Here is a 24,364-nt window from a genome sequence, read left to right as displayed (position 1 = left end):
TTTTTATATTATTATATTTAATAATTATACTTTCGGTAGAGCTAAATATACGCTGGTTTGGTTTTGTCGGAGGATATAAAGAATAATGATGAAGAACACAATTCTAACTTTTCTGTTGGTTCTGTTATTTGTAGGTTGTAAAATGCAAAATGGTGGCCTTTTAGACATTTCTGGGCTTACTGTTGAAATGCAGAAAAATCCGGAGGGAGTTTCTACGCTTCATCCCCGTTTTTCGTGGCTGTTGGCAAGTGATAAACAAGATGTGATGCAGACAGCGTATCAGATTGAAGTTGCAACTTCGGAGAAAGATTTGAAAGATAGTACTAATTTAGTTTGGAATACCGGACATGTAGTTTCTGATCAATCGTCAATGGTGGAATATGCAGGAGCACCTCTTGAGTCCAATAAGAAATATTATTGGCGTGTCACAGTGTGGTCAAATACTGGTAACAAGGCTGAAAGTTGCATTCAGAGTTGGTCGATGGCTTTGTTGAACGATTCGGACTGGAAGGCTCAATGGATCGGATTGAATGATAGTGTAAATCTGAAACTGGATGGTGACAGGTCGATTTTGCCGGCTCGCTATTTGCGAAAAGAATTCGATTTGCAATCTAAGCCGAAACGTGCAGTGCTTTATATTTCGGGGATAGGCTCTTCTGTATGTTATATGAATGGTGAAAGGATTGGAAACGATGTATTCGGTCCGCTTCCTACATGGTATGATGTTTCTGTTCCTTATCTGACTTATGATGTTACTTCTATGATCAAGAATGGAACTAATACGGTAGGAGTAGCTTTGGGCAATGGTCGTTATCTTTCTATGCGTGCACATTCAATGCATGGTTTTGGTTTACCTCGTCTCATCGCACAATTGAATGTGGAATATGATAATGGTGAAACAGTATCTATTATCAGTGATGAATCTTGGAAAGCGACTAGTAAAGGTCCTATCACCGAAAATAATGAATTTGATGGTGAGAAATATGATGCTCGTCTCGAATTGGGTAAGTGGACGGAAAATGGATATGATGATTCCGCATGGACGAAAGTCGATTTGATGGAGTCACCAAAAGGTAAGTTAGTTGCTCAGATTTCTCCGAGTTTGAAAGTAATGGAGGAAATAAAACCGGTATCAATCAAATCAGTAGGAGAGGGAAGATACATTGTCGATATGGGACAAAATATGGTCGGATTGCAGCAAGTAAAATTAACCGGTAAAAAAGATAAGCCGATTACTATGCGTTTTGCTGAGGTACTGAAAGATAATGGAACAGAATTGTATCTGGATAATCTGCGTAGCGCACTTGTGACGGATGTCTATACTCCGGCAAGGATGGTGAGTTTGTTTGGGAACCCACGTTTGTTTATCATGGTTTCCAGTTTATAGAAATATCCGGTTTGGATTACGAGCCTTCGGTTTCCGATTTTGTGGGTAAGGTTGTTTATGATGAAATGGCGACGACTGGTACTTTTGAGACTTCTGAGGAATTGATTAATAAACTTCATAAGAATGCTTATTGGGGAATCCGCGGAAACTATCGGGGGATGCCGACTGATTGTCCACAACGTGACGAACGTCTTGGATGGTTGGGCGATCGTACTACCGGAGCTATGGGGAAAGTTTTGTTTTGGGTAATGCTTTGATGTATAAGAAATGGCTGATTGATATTGAAGAGTCCATGAATGAAAATGGAAGTATCTCTGACGTATCTCCCCGTTATTGGACTATCTACAATGATGATGTGACTTGGCCTGCTGCATATTTCTATGTAGCTGATATGCTTTATCAACAGTATGGGGATGATTATTCGATCAAACATCGTTATCCGTCTATGAAACGATGGGTTCAATATATGGTTGATAATCACATGAAAGATTATATTTTGGTGAAAGACACTTATGGTGACTGGTGTATGCCTCCCGAATCACCGGATTTGATTCACTCGGAAGATCCTGCACGGAAGACAAATGGAGAGGTGTTGAGTACAACTGTTTTCTATAGTATCTTGCAGTTGATGGAGAAGTTTGCACAGATGAATGGTGTGCCGGAAGATGCCAAAGAGTATGCAGATCTAGCTCTGAAAATAAAAGAGGCATATAACAATAAATTCTTTAACCAGGAAACTGCGCAGTATGATAATAATACGGTGACAGCCAACTTGTTGTCTCTCAGACTTGGCTTGGTTCCTGAGGGCTATGAAGAAAAGGTGTTCTCTAATGTTGTTGAAAAGACGGAGAATGATTGCAAAGGACATGTAAGCGTCGGAGTATTAGGAATCCAACATCTGATGCGTGGACTTACCGAATATGGTGGGTTGGAACTTGCATATAAGATTGTGACTAATGATACTTATCCTTCTTGGGGATATATGATTAAGAATGGTGCTACTACAATCTGGGAATTGTGGAATGGTGATACTGCTAATCCGGCTATGAACTCAAGAAACCATGTAATGCTTTTAGGGGATCTGTTGATATGGTTCTATGAGGATTTGGCGGGTATTAAGAATGATCCGTCTTCAGTTGGATTTAAAAAGATTTTGATGGAACCTGTATTCCCTGAGAAATTAACGTATGTAACTGCTTCTCATGTTTCACCTTATGGTAAAATAGAAAGCTTCTGGAAACGTAATGGTGATAAACTAGAATGGAATATTACGATTCCGGTCAATACGACCGCTACAATTAAATTGCCTTTGAAGTTTAATGTGAAAGTGCCTCACGATCCGGCAGGTATTCATTCCGTTAAAGAACGTGACGGTAAACTGGTTGTTGAGTTGGGCTCTGGAAAATATACATTTGCCTCTGAATAAATAAGATGTTCTTTCAGATGTAATTATCGGAAGGAATATTGAATGTGAATAATCTTTTGGGTTCGTTTTTTTAACATTCGGATATGTCGAAGCAGACTTTCCGAATGTTTTTTATTGTTTGGTGTGTTTTTTCTAAAAATAATTTCTACTTTTGTGTCTATTCAATTACATGAAAACACGCTTGTATGAATGAAGATAATGGTTTAGGATTAGAACTCAAATATTTGATAGTGAATGATATGGATCGCAAATTCGGTTTGTGGGTAAATACTGTTGGCTATCAGTCGATTCCTCCTGGCTCTCCTTATCCTCTAAAAGATCATCCTTCCGGTTATTTTTTTAATACAGAAAAAGGACGGGTATTGCGAGAATATCAACTGGTCTATATAACTAAAGGGCGTGGTTTGTTTTCATCCGATTCTACTTCCGAAAAGCAAGTTTGTAAAGGCAGGCTGATTGTTTTATTTCCGGGACAATGGCATACGTACCGTCCGCTTCGGCAGACAGGGTGGACAGAGTATTATGTCGGCTTTGAAGGACCTGTCATAGATACAATTGTCAATGATGCTTTCTTATCACAAGAACAACAGATATTGGAAATAGGAATTAATGAAGAATTGGTGTCTTTGTTCGTTCGTGCTCTCGAAGTAGCTGAGGCGGATAAAATCTCAGCACAACAGTATCTTTCCGGTATTGTGCTTCATATGATGGGATTAGTTCTTTCTGTTTCTAAAAACAAAGTCTATGAAATGGGTGATGTCGATCAGAAAATAGAACAAGCTAAGATAATAATGAATGAGAATGTTTCAGGAAATGTGGATCCTGAAGAGTTGGCGATGAGGCTGAATATTAGTTATTCATGGTTCCGGCGAGTGTTTAAAGAATATACAGGTTATGCACCTGCTAAATATTTTCAGGAGTTGAAGCTACGTAAGGCTAAGCAACTGTTGGTAGGAACCTCCCAGTCGGTAAAAGAGATTTCTTTTTTTTAGGTTTTCAGTCTACTGAATATTTCTTTTCTTTTTTCAAAAAGCGTACAGGATTGACCCCATTAGAATATCGTTCTTTTGGTCGGGAGGAGTAAAAGTATTATTACCTGTCAAACAAATCAAGAGTTTTCTTTTGGCACATCGAAAGGACACTTGCGGAGGTTGATTTTAGATAACTGGAAGTTCGTTTTGCATGAATACTGATAATCTATCTATTGAATCTAAATTGTGTATCAGTTCTTAACAAGTTCATTGGGAACTTTTGTTAGGTTCTGATAAAAGTCTGTTTCACAAAAACGATTCATATGTTTAAAACTAGGAGAAAATAGTGATATTTTGTTGGTAATAAGATAATTAACCTGTTAATAACTTACACATGTTTTGGTTGATAACTAAGAAAAGGCTTGTGAATAAAATCTCTAAATATAGGAATGAAATGCTTGATAATTATAAGCAAAAAGAAAGGAACAGCATAAAAAAGAACCGCTTGAAAAGCGATTCTTTTAAAAGTTGCGGAGATCCGACTCGAACGAATGACCTTTGGGTTATGAGCCCAACGAGCTACCAACTGCTCCACTCCGCGATGTTTAACGGGTGCAAAGGTACGGCTTTCTTTGGAATAAACAAATTATTTGCAGAATATTTTTCAATAAAGTAGTGCTTGAATTTATATATGGTTGATAATGAGTGAAGTAACATCTGGACTTTTTTTAAACTACCTATTAATATACAAATGTTAATATTTTGTCCGTTTTCTTGTATGGTCTAAAGAAAAGAGTTACTTTTGCTCAAAATATTCAGCAATGTGCAATTTGTAACCTATGACCGTATCCAAAACAAAAGCCAAGTTAGTAGATGTAGCCCGTCAGCTTTTTGCAAAAATGGGTGTTGAGAATACTACAATGAATGATATCGCTATTGCTTCTAAAAAAGGTAGACGAACACTCTATATCTATTTTAAAAGTAAAGATGAAATCTATTTGGCTGTTGTGGAATCAGAATTAGATATATTGTCGGATATGATGAAGCGGGTGGCTGAGAAAGATATTTCTCCGGATGAGAAGATGTTGGAAATGATCTATACCCGGTTGGATGCAGTGAAAGAAGTCGTTTATCGAAACGGTACATTACGTGCAAACTTCTTTCGTGATATATGGCGGGTAGAGAAAGTCCGGAAAAGATTCGATGCAAAAGAAATACAACTATTCAAAGCTGTACTGTTGGAAGGACAATCGAAAGGAGTATTTCAGATTGATGATGTTGAGATGACGGCCGAATTGGTACATTATTGTGTAAAGGGAATTGAAGTACCTTATATCCGTGGGCAAATAGGTGCTCATTTGGATGACGAAACTAGAAATAGATATGTGTCTAACATAGTGTTTGGCGCACTGCATAGAACAAAAAATTAATTAAATAACTTTTTAGTATGGGATTATTAGACGGAAAAACAGCCATTGTGACCGGTGCTGCTCGCGGTATTGGTAAAGCAATTGCTTTGAAGTTTGCTGCTGAAGGAGCAAACATTGCATTTACTGACCTGGTAATTGATGAAAATGCAGATAAAACAGTTAAGGAACTTGAAGCATTTGGTGTAAAAGCCAAAGGTTATGCTTCTAATGCTGCCAACTTCGAAGATACTGCAAAGGTTGTGGAAGAAATTCATAAAGATTTCGGTCGTATCGATATTTTGGTAAATAATGCAGGTATTACTCGTGACGGTTTGATGATGCGTATGAGTGAACAACAGTGGGATATGGTGATCAATGTAAACTTGAAGTCAGCATTCAACTTTATCCATGCTTGTACACCAATCATGATGCGTCAAAAAGCGGGTAGTGTTATTAACATGGCATCTGTTGTAGGTGTTCACGGTAATGCAGGTCAAGCTAACTATGCTGCTTCTAAGGCTGGTATGATTGCATTGGCTAAGTCTATTGCTCAGGAATTGGGCTCTCGTGGTATTCGTGCTAACGCTATTGCACCGGGATTCATCCTGACAGATATGACTGCTTCTCTTTCTGAAGAAGTAAGAGCAGAATGGGCAAAGAAAATTCCTTTGCGTCGTGGTGGTACTCCTGAAGATGTGGCAAACATCGCTACCTTCTTGGCATCAGATATGTCTTCTTACGTATCGGGTCAGGTGATTCAGGTAGATGGTGGTATGAATATGTAATCAGGCAGAATGACTGTTGTATACGAAGACAACCATATCATTGTAGTCAATAAGACCGCTTCCGAGATTGTCCAGGGAGATAAAACGGGAGATACCCCTCTTTCGGAAACTGTAAAGCAGTACTTGAAAGAGAAGTATCAGAAACCCGGAAATGTCTTTCTCGGTGTAACGCACCGACTGGACCGCCCCGTAAGCGGTCTTATTATTTTTGCAAAGACTGGTAAGGCGCTTACCCGGTTGAATGAAATGTTCCGGACAAGTGAAGTGAAAAAGACTTATTGGGCAGTAGTAAAGAATCCTCCGAGAGAACCGGAAGGTGAGTTGATTCATTTTCTGGTGCGTAACGAAAAGCAAAATAAGAGTTATGCTTATGATAAAGAGGTGCCGAATAGTAAAAAAGCGATTCTACATTACCGGTTGATCGGACATTCGGAAAACTATTATTTGCTGGAAGTTGATTTGAAGACGGGACGGCATCATCAGATTCGTTGCCAGTTGGCAAAAATGGGATGTCCTATCAAGGGAGATTTGAAATATGGATCTCCACGATCTAACCCGGATGGAAGTATTTGTTTACATGCTCGAAGAGTGAAGTTTATACATCCTGTTTCCAAGGAACAGATAGAACTCGAAGCTCCTCTTCCCGAAGGAAATTTATGGAAAGGATTTGAACTGCTTTAATCAGTACAAATCCTTTTTTCTTTTGCCAAAAGAGTTAAATTCTTTGCCATATCTTTAGTAAATTCTAGCGACAGCCTATTTATTCGGGAATAGCGATTATATTTGCATCATGAAAACTTTAATTAATCAAGTAGATCATACCATGAAGCAAATTTTGTACTTATTGTTGGGATGTCTGATCCCTTTTCAATTTCTAACAGCTAAAGTTTATCGTTCACCGGAAAAAGCTCCGGTAGATTATGTTAATCCGTATATCGGAAATATCAGTCACTTGCTCGTGCCGACTTATCCTACTGTTCATTTACCTAACAGTACGTTGCGGGTATATCCTGAACGTGAGAACTTCACAGGAAATACAATTAATGGTTTACCACTTATTGTAACTAGTCACCGAGGAAGTTCCGCATTTAATCTGAGTCCTTATCAGGGAGAATTGTCTGAAGCTAAAAGTACCATACGTTACGGATACGATAATGAAGTTATCAAACCTTATTATTACAGTGTAGATCTGGATGATAACGGGATATACGTTCAGTATGCTCCTTCACATCAATCGGGTATTTATCAGATTGGCTTTTCTCAAACAGATAAGCCTGCCTATCTTATCTTCAATACAGGCGATGGAGAATTAAAAACGGATGGCAAGTCGATTAGCGGTTATCAGAAATTGGGTAACCGGACACAAGTCTATATATATGTTGAAACAGATAAAATTCCGCTTAAAATAGGTACTCACCAAGGAGCGTCTATCAATACTAACGATAAGACCACTAAGGGAAATAATGCTTTCTATATAATGGAATATCCGAAAGGAACCTCTTCTGTGAATCTTCGTTATGGAGTATCTTTTATTTCTGCTGAGCAAGCCGAAAAGAATCTTCATCGTGAAATTAAAGACTACAATCTACAATCTGTAGCCGATACCGGACGTAAGATATGGAATGAAACTTTGGGGAAGATTCAGGTGAACGGAGGTACGGATAATGAGAAAACTGTGTTCTACACGTCATTGTATCGTACTTATGAACGTATGATCTGTATTTCTGAGGATGGCAAATATTTTAGTGCTTATGATGGAAAAATACACGATGACGAGGGTACTCCTTTCTATGTGGATGATTGGATTTGGGATACTTATCGTGCAACTCATCCATTGCGTCTGATCATTGAGGCCGAGAAAGAAAGTGATATGGTCAATTCATTTATCCGTATGGCTTATCAGTTGCAGCCTAACTGGATGCCTACTTTCCCTGAAATTAATGGAGATAGCCGTCGTATGAACTGTAATCATGGTGTAGCTACTGTACTTGATGCTTATAACAAGGGTATGCGTTCATTCGATTTGGAGAAGGCTTATAAAGTTTGTAAGGCTGCTATTACAGAGAAAACACTCTCTCCTTGGTCGTCCAAGCCGGCCGGAGTATTGGATCAGTTCTATAAAGATCATGGTTATTTTCCTGCGCTTGCAGTAGGCGAGAAGGAGACAGTTCCCGAAGTTCATTCTTGGGAAAAACGCCAACCGATTGCAGTTACTCTGGGAACCGTTTATGACGAATGGTGTTTGGGAAATATTGCTAAACTACTGGGTGACAAGAAAGATGCAGATCATTTCCTGAAAAGAAGTTTGAATTATCAGACTGTATTCAACAAGGAAACCGGTTTCTTTCATCCGAAAGATTCATTTGGCAATTTCATTCAACCATTTGATTATCGTTTTTCCAGCGGGATGGGCGGACGTGAATCTTATGATGAGAACAATGCTTGGGTATATCGTTGGGATGTTCCTCATAATGTGAACGATCTGGTAAATTTGATGGGGGGCAAAGCTCGTTTTGTAGAAGAGTTGGAACGGATGTATGACACTTCCTTAGGAAAAGCACGTTACGATTTCTATTCTCAATTTCCCGATCATACGGGTAATGTAGGTCAGTTTTCGATGGGAAATGAACCTTCCATGCATATCCCTTATCTGTATAATTACGCAGGAGAACCTTGGCGTACGCAGAAACGTATCCGTAACTTGCTGACACAGTGGTTCCGTAATGACCTGATGGGTATTCCCGGAGATGAAGATGGGGGTGGATTGACTTCATTCGTTGTGTTCTCAATGATGGGATTCTATCCGGTAACTCCCGGTTTACCTATGTATGTAATTGGAAGTCCGGTGTTTGAAGAACAAACCATTCAATTGAGTAATGGGAAAACATTCAAAGTGGTTTGCAAAAACTATGCACCGGAAAACAAGTATATTCAATCGGCCAAATTAAATGGAAAAACATGGAATAAATCATGGTTTAGCCATGAAGATCTGATGAAGGGCGGGGTATTGGAATTTGTTATGGGTAGACGTCCTAATAAGGCATGGGCTGCCGGAGATGATGCGTTGCCACCTTCTTTTGAAATGTAATCCGTTCTATCAAATGGATAATGAATAATTTATAACAAAATACAAATGAACACGTTTAAACTATTAATGGCAACTTCTTGTTTGCTGGTAATGTCGGCCAACGGAATTGCCCAAAAAGATTATTCAAAGAGCGAAGGATTGTTGCAGTATGTGGATCCGACTATTGGCTCCGGTTATCATGGACACGTATTTGTTGGTACAAGTGTACCTTACGGAATGGTGCAACTCGGTCCGAGCAATATCCATAAAGGTTGGGACTGGTGTTCTGCTTATCACCATTCCGATAGTATTGTCATTGGTTTTTCACATACTCATTTGAGTGGTACAGGATGTACCGACTTAGGGGATATTTTGATTATGCCTTTGAATGAAATCCGTACACCCAGAGGGAATCAAGATGATATACGGGATGGATATGCTTCCAAATATTCTCATGCTAATGAAGTGACACGCCCTGAGTATTATTCACTTGTTTTAGATAGATATAATATTAAAGCGGAATTAACAGCAACAGATCGGGTAGGTTTCCATCGTTACACTTATCCCGAAGGAAACCGGCTTCTATTCTGATCGACCTGCGTGAAGGTAATGGTACTAATGCATATGAAAGCTATATCCGTAAGGTGGATGACTATACAGTAGAAGGTTATCGTTATGTAAGAGGCTGGAGCCCAAGTCGGAAGGTCTATTTTGTCTTGAAGAGTAATAAAAAGATAGAGAACTTTACTGCTTATGATGACAATACTCCGAAGCCTTGGGATCAGTTGAAAGTGGAGTCTGTGAAAAGCGTACTGACCTTTGGTAATGTAAAGGAAGTAAAGATTAAAGTTGCCATATCTTCGGTAAGTTGCGACAATGCGGCAATGAACCTGCAAGAGGAACTTTCTCATTGGGACTTTGACAAGATTGTGAAAATGAGTGCTGACCGTTGGAACGAGCAATTACAGAAAATGATTGTCGAATCGGAAGATGAAGCTGCCAAACGTGTATTCTATACAGCACATTATCATACGATGATCGCTCCTACACTTTTTTGCGATGTTAATGGTGAGTATCGAGGAATGAATGATATGATTTACACAGACCCGAAGAAAGCAAACTATACAACTCTTTCTCTGTGGGATACTTATCGTGCTCTGAATCCGTTGATGACTATTACTCAAGCCGAACGAGTAGATGATGTGGTCAATTCAATGCTTTCTATTTACCGCCAACAGGATAAACTTCCTATCTGGCCTTTGATGAGTGGAGAAACGAATCAGATGCCCGGCTATAGTTCTGTTCCGGTGATTGCCGATGCTTACTTGAAGGGATTTACAGGATTCAATGCCGAAGATGCTCTTCGGGCCATGAAAGCGACGGCTACTTATGAAAAACAGAATGGAATTCCTTTTGTAGTGGCACGTGAATATATCCCTGCTGATAAAGTTCATGAAGCTACTTCCATCGCTATGGAATATGCTGTGGATGATTGGGGAATTGCTGCAATGGCTAAAAAGATGGGAAAGACTGCCGACTATGAAACATTCTCGAAACGTGCTCTTTATTATAAGCACTATTTTGACCCTTCTATTAACCATATTCGTCCGAAGATGGAAGACGGTTCATGGCGGACTCCTTATGATCCGGCACGTTCTATTCATGGAGTCGGTGATTTCTGTGAGGGTAATGGGTGGCAATATACTTTCTTTGTGCCTCAAGATCCGTATGGGCTGATTGCTCTGTTTGGTGGTGACAAACAGTTCACAGATAAACTCGATAGTTTCTTTAAGAATACTGATAGTATGGGTGAAGGTGCTTCCAGTGATATTACCGGATTGATCGGACAGTATGCACATGGCAATGAACCGAGTCACCATATTGCTTATTTGTATACGTATGCCGGTGAGCAATGGAAGACTGCAGAGAAAGTTCGTTTCATTATGAATGACTTTTATACGGATAAACCGGACGGTATCATCGGTAATGAAGATTGTGGTCAGATGTCTGCATGGTATCTTCTTTCGGCTATGGGATTCTATCAGGTAAATCCGTCGGATGGTGTGTTTGCTTTCGGAAGTCCTCGTTTTAAGAAAATGGAAGTGAAAGTACGTGGTGGAAAAGTATTTACTGTAGAAGCTCCGAATAACAGTAAGGAGAATATTTACATTCAAAAAGTTTATTTGAATGGCAGGCCTTACGATAAGAGTTATATCACATATGATGACATTATCAATGGAAGTACCCTGAAATTTGTGATGGGTAAAAAGCCCAATAAGAACTTTGGTAAGGCTCCGGCAAGCCGGCCTATCGTTTTGAACTAATGTAAGTTCGATAGATAGTTGGTAATTCAACAAATGTTGGATTGATAATCACAAAGGATTTCTAAAATACTTGAGTTCATAAAATCGCCGTTATTACAATATGCAGTAACGGCGATTTTTATTTTAGGGGTTGCTGAATATTCTCACCTCAATATTATAATTAATTCTATTGTTGTACGAATATTTTAATTACAGACTACACCTTTAGGAATATCTTGTGCTTATAGAGGAAATAGAGAAAATACCAACATACTCCGATATAGAAAATACTGCTAACAAAACCGGTCAGATAATCAGGAACAATTGCAATGAATCCTTTACTGAAAAATTCAGAAGCTTTTGTAAATCCAATGATCCGTTGTGCCAGATAAATTGTGATGGAATTCATTCCGATAACAGTGAAGAAGAAAGACCATTTCTTGAAGTTCAAGACATCAATCACATAATAGAATAGGGCTATATGGATAAACCCAAGACCTCCTACAAAACATACAAATGAACTAGACCACAGTTTCTTGTTGATAGGCATTAACTCGCCCCACAACTGTCCAACGATTACCAATGCAATACCGATCAACAGCAAGTACAAAGCTTTCTTTGCAGGAGTAACTTTGTCTGTTTCCCATTTTATGAATCGTCCTGCTTGCATTCCCAATAAAGCGGTTGCAATAGCTGGAATAGTGCTTAGGATTCCTTCGGGGTCCTGATATTTGCCTGCCCAAGTTCCGAACAATAGTATACGGTCGATCCATCCTGCAAAGTTCCCTTGTGGACTGAAATTGCTGGCTCCGGCGGGAGCATCGGGAGCCGGGACGAAAGCAAGTAAGAGATAATATCCCACTAATATAGTTGCTATCCAAATAAGGCGTGCCCGTTGCTTAAAGTTTGTGTAGATCAATGCTCCGAACATCCATGCCAGACCGATACGTCCAAGTACGCTCATATATCTCATATGAGGGAAATCGAAGTTGAGCCCGTTATTATAAAGTATTCCTAGTAGAAAAAGGATAATTCCACGACGGAATATATCTTTCTGGATTTGGAATTTAGTTTCGTTCTTAGCCAGTTTATTAGCTAATGAGAAGGGAAAAGAGATTCCGGCAATGAAAAGAAACAATGGGAAAATGATATCATGATGTTGAAATCCATCCCATTCAGCGTGTTGCATTTGAATGGCGATCCAGTCTGTCACAGGATTACTCCATATCTGCGATAGACTGCCCAAGAGTCCGGCACCTCCCATAATGAAAAACATATCAAATCCTCTCAGTGCATCTAACGAATGAAGTCTGTTCGATTTTTTTTGTTCCATGGCTAAATATGTGTTTTTAAAGTAAATTAGAACTAAGCATAAAATTTACGATAAAAATAGTGATTTATTTCTTTTAGTGCATATTTATCCGCATGAAAAATGAACTTTTTCCATATAAAGTTTGTAATATGAATGATTTTGCTATGTGTATAATGCAAAATGTTTGTTTATGTGAGCTTTTGTTTCGTATTTAATTTCGAATGATTTCTTTTTTTTGATCGTGCTATTCTTTCTTATCCAATGCTTTTAATATGGTTTCTTTAAATTCGTCTACCAATGAATTCTTCCAGCCAACTTGTTCCATGACTTTATTACCTTGCCGGTCATAAATGATATAATGAGGGATAGCCGAGATGTCCGGTAGCTGGTTCCACTTTGAAGCTGAGATACGATAATGTTCTCCTTTCAGCTTTTCTACTTCTTTTGTCCACGTTTCAACATCCGAGGTTTCATTGGTCAGATATACAAAAACAACGTCTTTTCCTTCAAGTTCTTCTTTTACGGGTTCCATTTTAGCAATACCGGTTTTGCATGGACCGCACCATGTTGCCCAACAGTCTATCATGACTACTTTTCCTTTGTATGAATTGACAATGGCTTGAATCAATTCTTTGCCGGAAACATCAGGCACTTCTTTTATTGTTCCTTTTAGTTTGTGACTTTGAGCTTCGGCAATCTTATTAATCACTAATTCATTATGTCGTTGAAGTGTTGATACATATTGTGGGGCTATACTATCCCATATAGTGGAGTCTTTCACTACTTTCATCATGTTTATTTGTCCTGCTATTTCTTTTGCTTTTTTCAGGTCTGCCATCCAATGATAGATTTCGCTTTGTTCCAGTCCATTCGCTTTCAAGTATTCCATCGGTTTGTAATCATAGACAACATATAAAGCATTCAGATTATCAAATAGATTTAGCTCCTTCGCATGAGGATCTATTAAAGTGAACTGTGTGTTGTATTTATTTAATACTGAGGAATCGTTTTTCATACTACTATAATACAATCCGTTTTTAACATTTTCTACATAGCTGATTCGTTTATATAAATAAGTAGATTGAGCTTTGAGTTTCAGAAATTCACGTTGTTGTGTGTTATACTCTTTATTCTCCGAGACTTCTTGAATAGTCTTTTGATAGTCACTCCAGATACGTTGTACATACTCATCAAATGAAATAGTTACTAATTCTTTAAGGAAATCAATTGTATATCCATTGTATGGCATGTTATTTAATGCTTCATTCATTGGTCCATACTTGCCTCTGAATTGGATAGCTTTGTTTAGTTTGGGTTTCTTCTCAGACCATTCATAGGGTGCATTTGCTGTTCTAGTTGCCACATCAATGTCTAATGCTATTTCTTCACCGGGTACTAAGATAGCTTTGAGATTTCCTCCTGGTAATAAAAGGGTAAGGGGGATAGGATGAAGCAGATCTGTTTCATAAGAAAAATTCCCTAACGAGTCACATTGCATGTTGATGTCAAATCCGTTTCCTATCAGATTGTATTCGTTGGCAAAATAGCTGATTTGGTTCTTCATAAATGCATGGTCATAATCATATATTTTCCCTTTTAATATAGCCTTACCTGTTTTAATGGTGTATGCAGGAAGACCTGTATCCTTCATTTTTATTTTGGGTAAAGAAGAAGGATATGGCTTTCCGTCCATCTTAATTCCGAATATTTTCCATGAATTGCGGTCATCTCCTTCCAGAAAATCAAAGGTTTGGGTATCGGAAGGTATTCTATCAAAACAAAGTACCAGGGAGTCTAGATCGAAAAAATGCCTGTCACCTATCTGTGTATGGGATGATGTATTTGTACTGTCCGGAGTAAAAGGAGAATCGATAAACTGATTATCTTTTTTGGTTACCAATTTTCCGTAACGATAAGCGTAATCTTTATTCTTAGCTTTTAGATGTACGGTCGAGTGTAATGACCAAGGACGGTATACACACTCTACTCTAAAGCAGAGAATTGTAGCTGTATCTGTTTGTATTATTGTCTTAAGTGTCAAGTCACTTTTTGCTAATTTGCTGGATGGCTGATTGATAATTTTATTTTGGGCATTTGCAGATAGATTACCAAATAGTATTGCTGCATGAATAAGGAGAAAATATACATTCTTCATGGCATTCATTTCATTTGTTTTAAAGATGGAACAAATATATGTTTTTTTTAATGTGTCGAGGTACTTTTTAAAATTTTTCTCAAAGAAAAGCAATGATCTTAGAAATAGATCGGGGAATTAATCTGTATACAAAGTCCTTCGTATACGGATTAATTCCCCGGCATCAAAGATAAAGTTACTAAATGTATTTGCTATTTTTTTACGATTTAGTAAACTTCCAATTCATAAATTCTGGCAGCGTTCAGTCCGTTATCTTGTGTGGATTGTGTAACCAACAATCTGACATAGCGGTATGAAGCCGGCTTGAATTGGCGTATCACTGTGTTTTTATGATTGTCAATTAATGCGTCGATTGTTTTCCATTCTTCATTCGGGTTGTTTCTACCTTGTAGGAAGCAATCACTAGTGATGAATGAACTACCTTCACTTCCGGCGTTCACCAGTTTCCAACCACGAATTTCCTGCTCCTTTCCGAAATCGAAGTCGATGAAGTTAGGAGCTTTGCTTGTGTCGCACCATTTTGTTTCCAAATCCCCATCAATAGCGAATTGAGCCTGTTCCTCTTTATTAACTTCACCTGAGCATTTAATGAGTTTAGCCTCTTTCAACAGATTAACCTTAGCTGATGTATTAGCAGTTTCGGTTGCTTGCAGGGCTGTACGGAACAATTCGGAAGCAGGAGTTACAGAAGGATATTCTTCATTGACCAAAGTCATTGCAAATACTACAATATTAGGATTGTCAGGCAAAGTGATTGTAGTAGCACCTTTAGGAATATCCATGCCGAATTTAAACATATAAGTGAATTCATATGCTTCGTCTTTCTGTGATGAATGACGGTGTGTGCCGACATAAGCGATTTCTGCATCTTTTAAGAAGCCTTCTGTATGTCCCAGGTGTCCCCATTGACCGATGAAACCGGTATAAGAAGGTACGGTTATTTCTTGTGCCGCATTACCTATGTTGAAAGTTGCGGTAGCGTCAGTACTTGTAGAAGCAGCTAAGAAATAAATACGATTATAAGTATTTCCTGCGGGCAGTTGGATTACGTTACCTTTACAAGTTACACCGTTAGCAACTTCTTTTTCTCCTAAACGGAAAGAAATACCATTAGCAGTCAAGATAGAGTCGGGAAGGAGTTCCGCTGCATAGCTGTAACCTGATTCGAAGTTACCTTCATGACGGAATTCATTCCAACTGAAACATTTACGATCATAGGTTAGTGGTAAATATTCATATTTCATAGCCGGAACAACAATGTCTTTCTTCTTCAGTTTCACTTTGAAGGTTTGAATGTTGTATGGTTTGATAGATACGTTCAATTGATTCTTGTTGAAGTCGGCAGTTCCAATTGTTTTCTCTGTTCCGTCTGCTAATACGGCATTTTCTATTTCACCGGCAAAGGTAATAGCAGCCTTTTGAGCTTCTTTACCACCTGTTTCGTATACGCGTACTACATATTCATCAGAAACTTCTGCCTTTTTCAATGCCTTGATTACTACCTGGTCATTGTCTGAACGTACAAAAGCAAATTCTTTGCCCAATTTTCCGGCATGTTTCGGACTGTTGAATGCTTTGATCGGCTGGTTCAAGATTTCAGCTTTGATAGCAGTTGCCGGTTTGTTAAGAGCTCCGTTGTGACCTACAATGCTGTAAGTAAATGTATGGAATCCAAAATCCTGTTGTCTTGATAAGCATAATTTCCTTTTGTTTCGGGAGTATGAAGAAGAGTCAAACGGATGGTGTGATTGTTCGGTTTATCCCAGCCGTATTTACTGTCGTTCATTACAGATACACCATAGCTGTTGTCCTTGTCAGTCAGGTCAGCCCATTGTTGAGCGTATACTTCGTAAGCGATTTCAGTGTTATTTCCGCGTTCAATGCTACCAATTCCTAAATCGTAGGTTGCTTTTTCATTCTCGATGTTTAAAGGAAATTCAGCTTTGAGCAATGCGTTTGGTGAGTTCCAGTTGATCTCATTATAGAAGTCGATTTGGTCGGCGCGGTCACCTTCATAGAGGCGGATGTATTGCTTGAAAAGTGATTTACCGTGTTTTTTCTCTATGCAAAGAGCTTTACGGAGCGCGCCATTCTCTACCAATGTCACTTTTACGTCATCTGTGATAGAAATCGGGTCACGATCTGTAGTCTCTTTCAATACTTCCCATGCAGGCCATGAGTATGACTTGTTTTCTGTGAAGAGTGCCAGACGGATTACTTTTCCATCTTTAACCATTTCTTTGTTAGCACGCTTATCAATCAGAGAAGTAATGTCTCCGTTTTTGTCTAACGTAAGTTTATAGACTGAATTCTCCAATGCATTGGATGCAGATGGCGTGATTGTTTTATCGGCTCCTCCTGTACGTACATCATATACGGAATATCCGTTGGCGGGAATATTGGCTGCTACCAACAGATGAGCTTTTCCGTTTTGGTAACCAATCAGTTGAGAAGAAACTTTTTTGCCTTGTGCATTATAGACGGTAAAACCTTTCGGAGCTTTCGGCATTTCAAGGATGATTTCTGCCAGGTCGGATACGGGGAAAGCATTTGCATTATAAAGAATAACGGCTGTACTTTGCACGTGTGTCCATTTGTTTGGCAATGGCATTTACTGAAGAAGTAAGTGCTCCAGCAAACTCTTTTAATGAGATCAACTCATCGTTCCATGAGAATTCGTATGCACGGGGAATACTGGTTCCTGTCAAGTCATCGTGGAATTGGTGGAAGATGAATCGTTTCCATGATTCTGATAATGCCTGTCCGGGATAGTCTGCTGCACCCAACCATTCAGCGGCAACAGCAGCTCTTTCGGCTGCATCACCCAACTGTTCGTTTTGGCGATTGTACAGTTTCATGGCAGCTTGTGAAGTGTAACAGCCTGTACCATGAACGTCCATCAACAGTTCTCCGTCAAATACCGGAAGTTCAGAATGTTTGTCATAAGGCAGGTAGTCTTTGTAGAGTTGGTCGCTGGTAGCACTGATAATCTCTATCGGTCCGTTTCCATGAATACCTTTTTCCAAAGCACGTACACTTTCCAGCGTAGGTGAACCTCCTGTGTCTCCCGCACCATAATAACGGTATACGGTGTTGAGTGGTGTGCGTTTTACCAGATTTTTCAACTCTTTACTTTCTGAGAGATCTTCGTCTTTCCAACGGTGATTGTAATCGTAACCATGTGCCAACATCACTTGATTTCCATCTATTCCTTTCCAAAGTCCAATGGTGAAAGGGTGTTTGCTTTTTCCATAGAAAGGATGATTACGCCAATCAAGTTTTTGTGTAGAGAATCCGATCAATCCGCAATGCGAAGCAATGGTAGGAAGTGTCCATCCGAATCCGAAGCAGTCCGGTAGGAAAATGTCTGTTCCTTCTTTACCGAATTCTTGACGGTAGTAAGTTTGTCCTAGCATAATGTTACGGATAGCCGATTCGACGGAAGGGACTAGTGCGTCACTGGCTTCCCAGCTACTACCGGCAATATGCCAGCGTCCTTCATTGATGAATTTCTTCATCTCTTCATATTGCTCTGGATAATATTCTTTCATCCAGGCGTATTTCACGCCTCCTTCAAAATTGAATATGTAATCCGGATACTTTTTCAGCAGAAATAGGTTCCGGCTGATAGTGTTCCATACATACTCGTTGATTGTAGTCTGGATATCCCAGTTCCATTGAGTATCCAGATGAGCGTCAGCAACAAGGTAAGCTTTTGCTTTTTCGCTCTTTGCACTGTTTTGCGCAAAACTGCCTCCGCTAATAGCCATAGCAAGAGCCAGAAAAGCTACTTTTTTATTCATCATGTTTTTAGTGGTATTATTATGTTTGATTGTTAATAATAGCAACAAAGGTAACAGAATTAATTGGTATAATAGTCTGAATCGTAGTTTTTTACAAAAGTGGCATGAAAAGTTACTTTTCTGGCAGAAAAGAATACTACTTTAGTCTCTATTAAAGGGCTTTCGATAAGAAGGTAAGGAGATCAGAAGTTAAGGAAATATCGTGTGTTATCTATGGCTATACTCTACAATAGAGTTTATTAATGGCAATTATCTTACACCTTACACTCCAAGGCCTCCAATTGGTTGATTAACAGAAAGAAAGTGATGTGTAAGATATGTGTTGCAGATGTGTGCAAGATAAAACATCTTGCACACATTAGTTTATTTTATGAACACTTTGTTTCAAATCAAGAACTAGATATAAATGCTGTTCCAACTGCTTGAACAAAGTGTTTCAAGCATATAAAACACTTTGTTTCAATATACAAAACATCTTGTTTCAAGCCTTAGAACACCTTGTTTCAAATAGGGGAACACTTTGTTTCAGGGCTTGGAGCACTTTGTTTGCATAGGATGAACCTTTTATTTTATACGTTGTTACAACTAGCTTATCAGGTGATTCTTTTTATTGTCTCTTTTGTCGTTTTTAGGGTGATAGGTGATAGATGGGGTGATAGGTTATAAACTAACCTATCACCTTCTGAAACTACTATGAATAAGCGGATACAGAAGCTTGGTGATAGGTTGATAGAGAAAATGATGTTTTTTGTTAGGAAGACCTAAGTTTGAATAGTAAGATATAAAAATAAGCCCTTGCATTTCGTTCATTGAGATAACGGGATGCAAGGGCTTTATAATTGATTATTATTGGATACTGTTTAGTAAATCCACTTTCCCTTCATTAACAAGTTTCAGTATCAATTCTCCGAACAGCGTATTTTGCCAGGCAAACCACTTACGTGTAAACTTCTTCGGATCATTCTTGTGGAAAGATTCGTGCATGAAGCCGGTATCAGCGTCTGTATCCATCAACATTTTGATGCAAGTTTTGATCTCTGCATCGTTTTGGCTGGTGAATGCCTTCATCATAATACTCATCGGCCAAATCATGTCATACCCAATGTGGGGACCTCCGATACCTTCGCCAGCAGTTCCTTTGAAGAAGTAAGGATTGTCCTCACTCCAGACAAACTTGCGGGTATTCTGATAAATCTTATCGTTCACTTTCACATCTCCCAAATAAGGCAGAGCGATAAGGCTGGGTACATTAGCGTCATCCATCAATAACTGATTGCCGAATCCATCAACTTCAAAAGCATAGATTTTGCCATATTTCGGATGCTTGTATATTGCGTACTTCATCAAAGCTTTTTCTACTTCATCCGCCAATGTAGTGCATTCTTTGGCTAAAGCAGGTTGATGATTGACTGTCTCCAGAATCTCGGCTGCTTTACGTAAAGAAGTTACAGCGAAGAAGTTGGAAGGAACGAGGAATTGGAAAGTAGTGGCGTCATCAGAAGGACGGAAAGCTGAAGCTATCAGTCCGACCGGTTTCACCGGATTTCCCCAACCGTCGTTAGTCATAGTATCAAGTGCACGTTCTGTTTTACGTTGGAATTTATACGGACCTTTCGGATCTTCTTTGCGTTGTTGGGCTTTGAATGTTTTCAGAACGTTTGCGATAGCCTGCAGCCATTCATTTGTGAAGATACTCGTATCACCGGTAGTCTTCCAGTAATGATAAGCCAAACGGATTGGATAACAAAGTGAGTCAATCTCCCATTTACGCTCGTGAAGTTCCGGTTTCATATCCGTCAGGTCACTCATCCAATCACCTCCTTCGGCTCCCATGTTGAAAGCATTGGCATACGGATCGATATTGATACATTTAAATTGGCGGTTGATTACTCCTGCCAGCATTTTCTTTAGCTTCGGGTCTTTGTTGGCGAGCTGTACGTAGGGCCAAACTTGTGCACCTGAATCACGTAACCACATGGCATGGATATCACCGGTATAAACGAAAGTATCGTCTGCTCCGTCATAATGTACGGTAGTATCCAACGTATTTGGAAAACAGTTTTCAAACATCCAAGCTAGCTTGGCGTTAGTTAGCAACTTTTTGATATGAGCAATCTGCTCTTCTACTGCTTGTGATACAAATAAACGTTTGGAAGCTTCCGGGCGTTTGGTCTGATAATCAGTCACTCGGGTGTTGTCTTGCTTGGTGACAAATTCATAGGTGTTTATGGCCTGTACGTTGGCAGCTCCGGAAAGTGCCATGCAGAGGCAAAGTGTTTTAGTTATGTTCATTCTATTTTTTCTTTAAATAATTAGTAATCTGATTCTCCCATAATGGGGGAGAGGTTACATTTTATTCGCATATCTTTGTGTCAGACGATTAGGGGTAAATTAACCCATTTACTTTTGATGACGTTTGTCAAACTCTAATTCTACTTTTACCGGGAAGTGATCAGAAGGAGTACGTGCTTGGTACGACTTGATTGTAATCTCTTCCGGACAGTCTTTTGCATCTGCTTTATTTCCATTGCCTTTACTACGGTAAGTATCAGTCAGTACACCATATCTCTTGACATGGAAAACAGGTGAAACGAACACATGATCGATACGACTTTCAGTAAAATTGTTCGGGTTGAAACTGTTGAATGTTCCATTCGTTGCATAACGGAAATCGCATTTCTCATAGGAATCGCAAAGTACGCCCTTTTCAACAAATGCATTATAGGATTGGTGAGTCTGATCCACATTGAAATCACCTGTAAGGATTGCCGGAAGATTGGCTCCCAGTTCCTGCATCTTCTTCTGGACAAGGAAAGCACTTTCAACCCGCGCTTTCTTGCCGATATGGTCCATATGCAGATTGAAGAACAGGAACTCGAATCCGGTATCTTTGCACTTAAAATGTCCCCAGCTGCAAACGCGGGGTAATACAGCATCCCAACCTTTACTAGGCACATCCGGTGTCTCCGACAACCAGAAGTCTCCTTTTTCTATCACATCAAATTTGTCGGTGCGGTAGAAAATAGCGGAGTGTTCGCCTTTTTCCTTTCCATCGTCACGTCCTACTCCAATATAATCATAGCCGGGAAGAGCTGCTTTCAAGTCTTGTAATTGATGAAGAAAACATTCCTGCGTGCCGAAGATATCGAAATCGTGGTATTGTACCATTTTAGCGACTACAGGATAACGTTGTCCCCAACCATTTCCTTTAGCAGAATCAGACTTGTTGGCATTTCTCAGATTATAAGAAGCAACAGTGAAACGGGTAGGCTGATAGCTTTGGCAATTACAAAAGACTATAGCGACTAAGGCGATAAGTAAAAGGTTTTTTAATTTCATGTTTTTTAGTTTATCAAAGTAGATAGATCAATTGTCGGGTGTCAAAATTACAATTTTTTATTCAAATGAGAGAGAATAAGGAGCATCTTTTTCATTTGTTCCACGTTGTTTGTTAGGAACAGGACTCATTTGATATTGTATATTTGCACCTTTCATCAGCTGATCGTGTGTCAGATAGTTGTGGCTATACATCTTTCCGTTTACTTTCATATCCTTGACATAGAAGTTATCCATACTATTGTTGTTGGCATTGATTGTAACAGTCTTTCCATTTTCCAGATGTAGTTTTACTGACTTGAAAAGTGGAGTTCCCAACACATATTGGTCTGTTCCCGGACAAACGGGGTAGAAACCGAGTGCAGAGAATACATACCAGGCAGAAGTCTGTCCGTTATCTTCGTCACCACAATAGCCGTCAGGAGCAGCTGTATAAAGCTTGTTCATGATTTCACGAGTTCTTTGTTGAGCTTTCCAAGGTTCACCGGAATAATTATAAAGATAAACCATGTGCTGGATAGGCTGGTTACCATGAGCATATTGTCCCATATTCATAACCTGCATCTCACGCATTTCGTGAATTACACCACGACTCTTCATTCCTAAATTACTTGGGATTACGAATACAGAATCCATCATAATATTGAACTCTTTCTTGCCTCCCATCAAATTGATTAATCCTTGTGGATCATGGAAAACACAGAAACTCCAATGCCAACTGTTGCCTTCGCAGAACTCGCCGCTCCAGTCCACAGCATTGAATTTAGGATTGAATACGCCTTTGTCATCCTTACCTACCATGAGTTTGCGTTCCGGATTGTATACATTCTGGTAGTTCAAAGCACGTTGCTTGTAAATGTCAATTTCACTTGCCGGTTTACCTAGCTTTTTACCTAATGTATAGATAGTCCAGTCATTATAAGCATACTCCAATGTACGGGCAACGTTCTGACCTACTCCGATATTGGTGGGTACATATCCATATTTATTGTAAGCCTCATAAGCTACGCGTCCGGAAGCTGTTTTCGGAAGATGTGCATTGGCGTCATGTTTCAAGGCTTCCCAAAGAGTCTCAATATCATATCCACGCAAACCTTTGATATAAGCATCGGCTACTACAGAAGCTGAGTTGTTTCCAACCATACAGTCTCTATGCCCCGGACTTGCCCATTCCGGCAGGAATCCGCTTTCTTTATAAGCATTTACCAATCCTTCTTGCATCTTCTGATTCATAGACGGATACATCAGGTTTAGGAATGGGAATAAACAACGGAAAGTATCCCAAAATCCTGTGTCTGTAAACATATATCCCGGCAATACCTTACCATTGTAAGGACTGTAATGTACTACTTGTCCTTTAGCATCTATTTCATAGAAACTACGTGGGAAAAGCATTGAACGATACAAGCAAGAATAAAAAGTACGTAGATTGTCGATGTTGTCATCTTCTACTTCTAATTTGCTCATTTCGCGGTTCCAGATGTTTCTTCCTTCGGCAACCAATTGGTCAAAACTGTTATTACCCAATTCTTTGAGATTTAATTCTGCCTGTTCGGGGCTGATGAAAGAGGAAGCAACGCGTGCATGAACTATTTCTCCCTTTTTAGTTGCGAATCCAATAATAGCTCCGGCGTGATTACACTGTACTTCTTTTTCGTTGGTAAGAATCTCGTTATCTTTAACGGCAGAAGTGAATGTGAACGGTTTGTCGAATTTAATTACGAAGTAATTCTTGAAGTTTTCGGGCACACCCCCACTGTTTCTGGTTGTATAGCCAATAATCTGGTTCTTTTCGGGCATAACCTTTACATAGGAACCTTTATCGAAAGCATCGATAACAACGTATGAGTTATTTGTTTCCGGAAATGTGAAACGGAACATAGCGGCACGTTCAGTTGGCACTAATTCTGTAGTAATGTCATGATCGGCAAGATATACCTTATAATAATAAGGTTTAGCTATTTCCGCTTTGTGAGAAAACCAGCTGGCACGTTTGTCTTGGTCAAATACTGCCTCTCCTACAATCGGCATAATGGAAAACTGACCGTAGTCATTCATCCATGGGCTTGGTTGATGAGTCTGTTTGAATCCTCGGATTTTGTCGGCATTGTAAGTGTATGCCCAACCGTCTCCCATCTTACCGGTTTGCGGTGTCCAGAAATTCATTCCCCATGGTAGCGCCGTGGCGGGATATGTATTTCCCGTAGAAAGTTCGAATTTCGACTGCGTACCTACCAAAGTACTTGCATAGTCTACCGGATTTTTGATGGCAGAAGCTTGCAAACTACAGAATACAGCACTTCCCAAAATTAACAGGTGCTTAAATGATAAATGTGTCATCATGAATCAATAAAATTATATATTTAAATAGTTTCTAAGACGAAAATAGGGAGAATACAGAAGCTGGCAT

9 protein-coding genes, 1 tRNA gene and 4 pseudogenes are annotated in these 24,364 nt (G+C 39.3%); 7 read left to right on the top strand and 7 right to left on the bottom strand.

Annotated elements, in window-relative coordinates; all coding sequences use genetic code 11:
- The first annotated feature begins 88 nt into the window (after positions 1-88).
- A pseudogene (locus JCM17102_RS27510) lies at positions 89-2,813 on the top strand (family 78 glycoside hydrolase catalytic domain).
- 185 nt (positions 2,814-2,998) lie between these two features.
- A pseudogene (locus JCM17102_RS27505) lies at positions 2,999-3,897 on the top strand (AraC family transcriptional regulator).
- Between the two features lie 415 nt (positions 3,898-4,312).
- Here JCM17102_RS27505 and JCM17102_RS12480 read toward each other — a convergent pair.
- Positions 4,313-4,385 (bottom strand) — tRNA-Met (locus tag JCM17102_RS12480).
- 238 nt (positions 4,386-4,623) lie between these two features.
- Here JCM17102_RS12480 and JCM17102_RS12475 point away from each other — a divergent pair.
- The 5 genes and pseudogenes from JCM17102_RS12475 (at position 4,624) to JCM17102_RS27500 (ending at position 11,369) form a co-directional block, all read left to right on the top strand.
- Complete coding sequence (locus JCM17102_RS12475) at positions 4,624-5,214, top strand: TetR/AcrR family transcriptional regulator (protein ID WP_025075375.1); 591 nt, start codon at positions 4,624-4,626, stop codon at positions 5,212-5,214.
- 17 nt (positions 5,215-5,231) lie between these two features.
- Positions 5,232-5,978 carry a 3-oxoacyl-[acyl-carrier-protein] reductase gene (gene fabG / locus JCM17102_RS12470; RefSeq protein WP_025075374.1) on the top strand — a complete coding sequence of 249 codons (747 nt, stop codon included), beginning with the start codon at positions 5,232-5,234 and terminating at the stop codon, positions 5,976-5,978.
- A 9-nt stretch (positions 5,979-5,987) separates the two neighbouring features.
- Positions 5,988-6,659 (top strand): RluA family pseudouridine synthase, encoded by a 672-nt coding sequence (locus tag JCM17102_RS12465; protein WP_025075373.1) that lies wholly within the window; start codon positions 5,988-5,990, stop codon positions 6,657-6,659.
- Between the two features lie 142 nt (positions 6,660-6,801).
- Complete coding sequence (locus JCM17102_RS12460; protein ID WP_025075372.1) at positions 6,802-9,066, top strand: GH92 family glycosyl hydrolase; 2,265 nt, start codon at positions 6,802-6,804, stop codon at positions 9,064-9,066.
- 45 nt (positions 9,067-9,111) lie between these two features.
- A pseudogene (locus JCM17102_RS27500) lies at positions 9,112-11,369 on the top strand (GH92 family glycosyl hydrolase).
- Between the two features lie 196 nt (positions 11,370-11,565).
- Here the strand turns inward: JCM17102_RS27500 and JCM17102_RS12450 are convergent.
- From JCM17102_RS12450 to JCM17102_RS12425, 6 genes and pseudogenes are all read right to left on the bottom strand, one after another.
- Entirely contained in the window at positions 11,566-12,681 is a 1,116-nt protein-coding gene (locus tag JCM17102_RS12450) for an acyltransferase family protein (protein ID WP_025075371.1), read from the bottom strand.
- Positions 12,682-12,904: 223 nt separating this feature from the next.
- Entirely contained in the window at positions 12,905-14,815 is a 1,911-nt protein-coding gene (locus JCM17102_RS12445; protein WP_159106331.1) for a TlpA family protein disulfide reductase, read from the bottom strand.
- 206 nt (positions 14,816-15,021) lie between these two features.
- A pseudogene (locus JCM17102_RS27495) lies at positions 15,022-18,618 on the bottom strand (beta-sandwich domain-containing protein).
- Between the two features lie 846 nt (positions 18,619-19,464).
- Positions 19,465-20,880 carry a glycoside hydrolase family 125 protein gene (locus JCM17102_RS12435; protein ID WP_373278891.1) on the bottom strand — a complete coding sequence of 472 codons (1,416 nt, stop codon included), beginning with the start codon at positions 20,878-20,880 and terminating at the stop codon, positions 19,465-19,467.
- A 138-nt stretch (positions 20,881-21,018) separates the two neighbouring features.
- Positions 21,019-21,957, bottom strand: a complete 939-nt coding sequence (locus tag JCM17102_RS12430; RefSeq protein WP_025075368.1) for an endonuclease/exonuclease/phosphatase family protein — start codon at positions 21,955-21,957, stop codon at positions 21,019-21,021.
- Between the two features lie 57 nt (positions 21,958-22,014).
- Positions 22,015-24,297 (bottom strand): GH92 family glycosyl hydrolase, encoded by a 2,283-nt coding sequence (locus JCM17102_RS12425; RefSeq protein WP_025075367.1) that lies wholly within the window; start codon positions 24,295-24,297, stop codon positions 22,015-22,017.
- Positions 24,298-24,364 lie beyond the last annotated feature (67 nt).

The organism is Bacteroides faecichinchillae JCM 17102 (genome assembly GCF_000614145.1).
Lineage (GTDB): Bacteria > Bacteroidota > Bacteroidia > Bacteroidales > Bacteroidaceae > Bacteroides > Bacteroides faecichinchillae.
Note: the sequence above shows the minus strand (reverse complement) of the source record. Positions and strands in the feature narration are given on the sequence as shown.

Bases quoted from the DNA above. Each gene is read 5' to 3' on its own strand.
- JCM17102_RS12450 (WP_025075371.1), bottom strand. From the start codon at position 12,681: ATGGAACAAAAAAAATCGAACAGACTTCATTCGTTAGATGCACTGAGA.
- JCM17102_RS12465 (WP_025075373.1), top strand. From the start codon at position 5,988: ATGACTGTTGTATACGAAGACAACCATATCATTGTAGTCAATAAGACC.
- JCM17102_RS12430 (WP_025075368.1), bottom strand. From the start codon at position 21,957: ATGAAATTAAAAAACCTTTTACTTATCGCCTTAGTCGCTATAGTCTTT.
- JCM17102_RS12445 (WP_159106331.1), bottom strand. From the start codon at position 14,815: ATGAAGAATGTATATTTTCTCCTTATTCATGCAGCAATACTATTTGGT.
- JCM17102_RS12460 (WP_025075372.1), top strand. From the start codon at position 6,802: ATGAAGCAAATTTTGTACTTATTGTTGGGATGTCTGATCCCTTTTCAA.
- JCM17102_RS12425 (WP_025075367.1), bottom strand. From the start codon at position 24,297: ATGATGACACATTTATCATTTAAGCACCTGTTAATTTTGGGAAGTGCT.
- fabG (WP_025075374.1), top strand. From the start codon at position 5,232: ATGGGATTATTAGACGGAAAAACAGCCATTGTGACCGGTGCTGCTCGC.
- JCM17102_RS12435 (WP_373278891.1), bottom strand. From the start codon at position 20,880: ATGGCACTTTCCGGAGCTGCCAACGTACAGGCCATAAACACCTATGAA.
- JCM17102_RS12475 (WP_025075375.1), top strand. From the start codon at position 4,624: ATGACCGTATCCAAAACAAAAGCCAAGTTAGTAGATGTAGCCCGTCAG.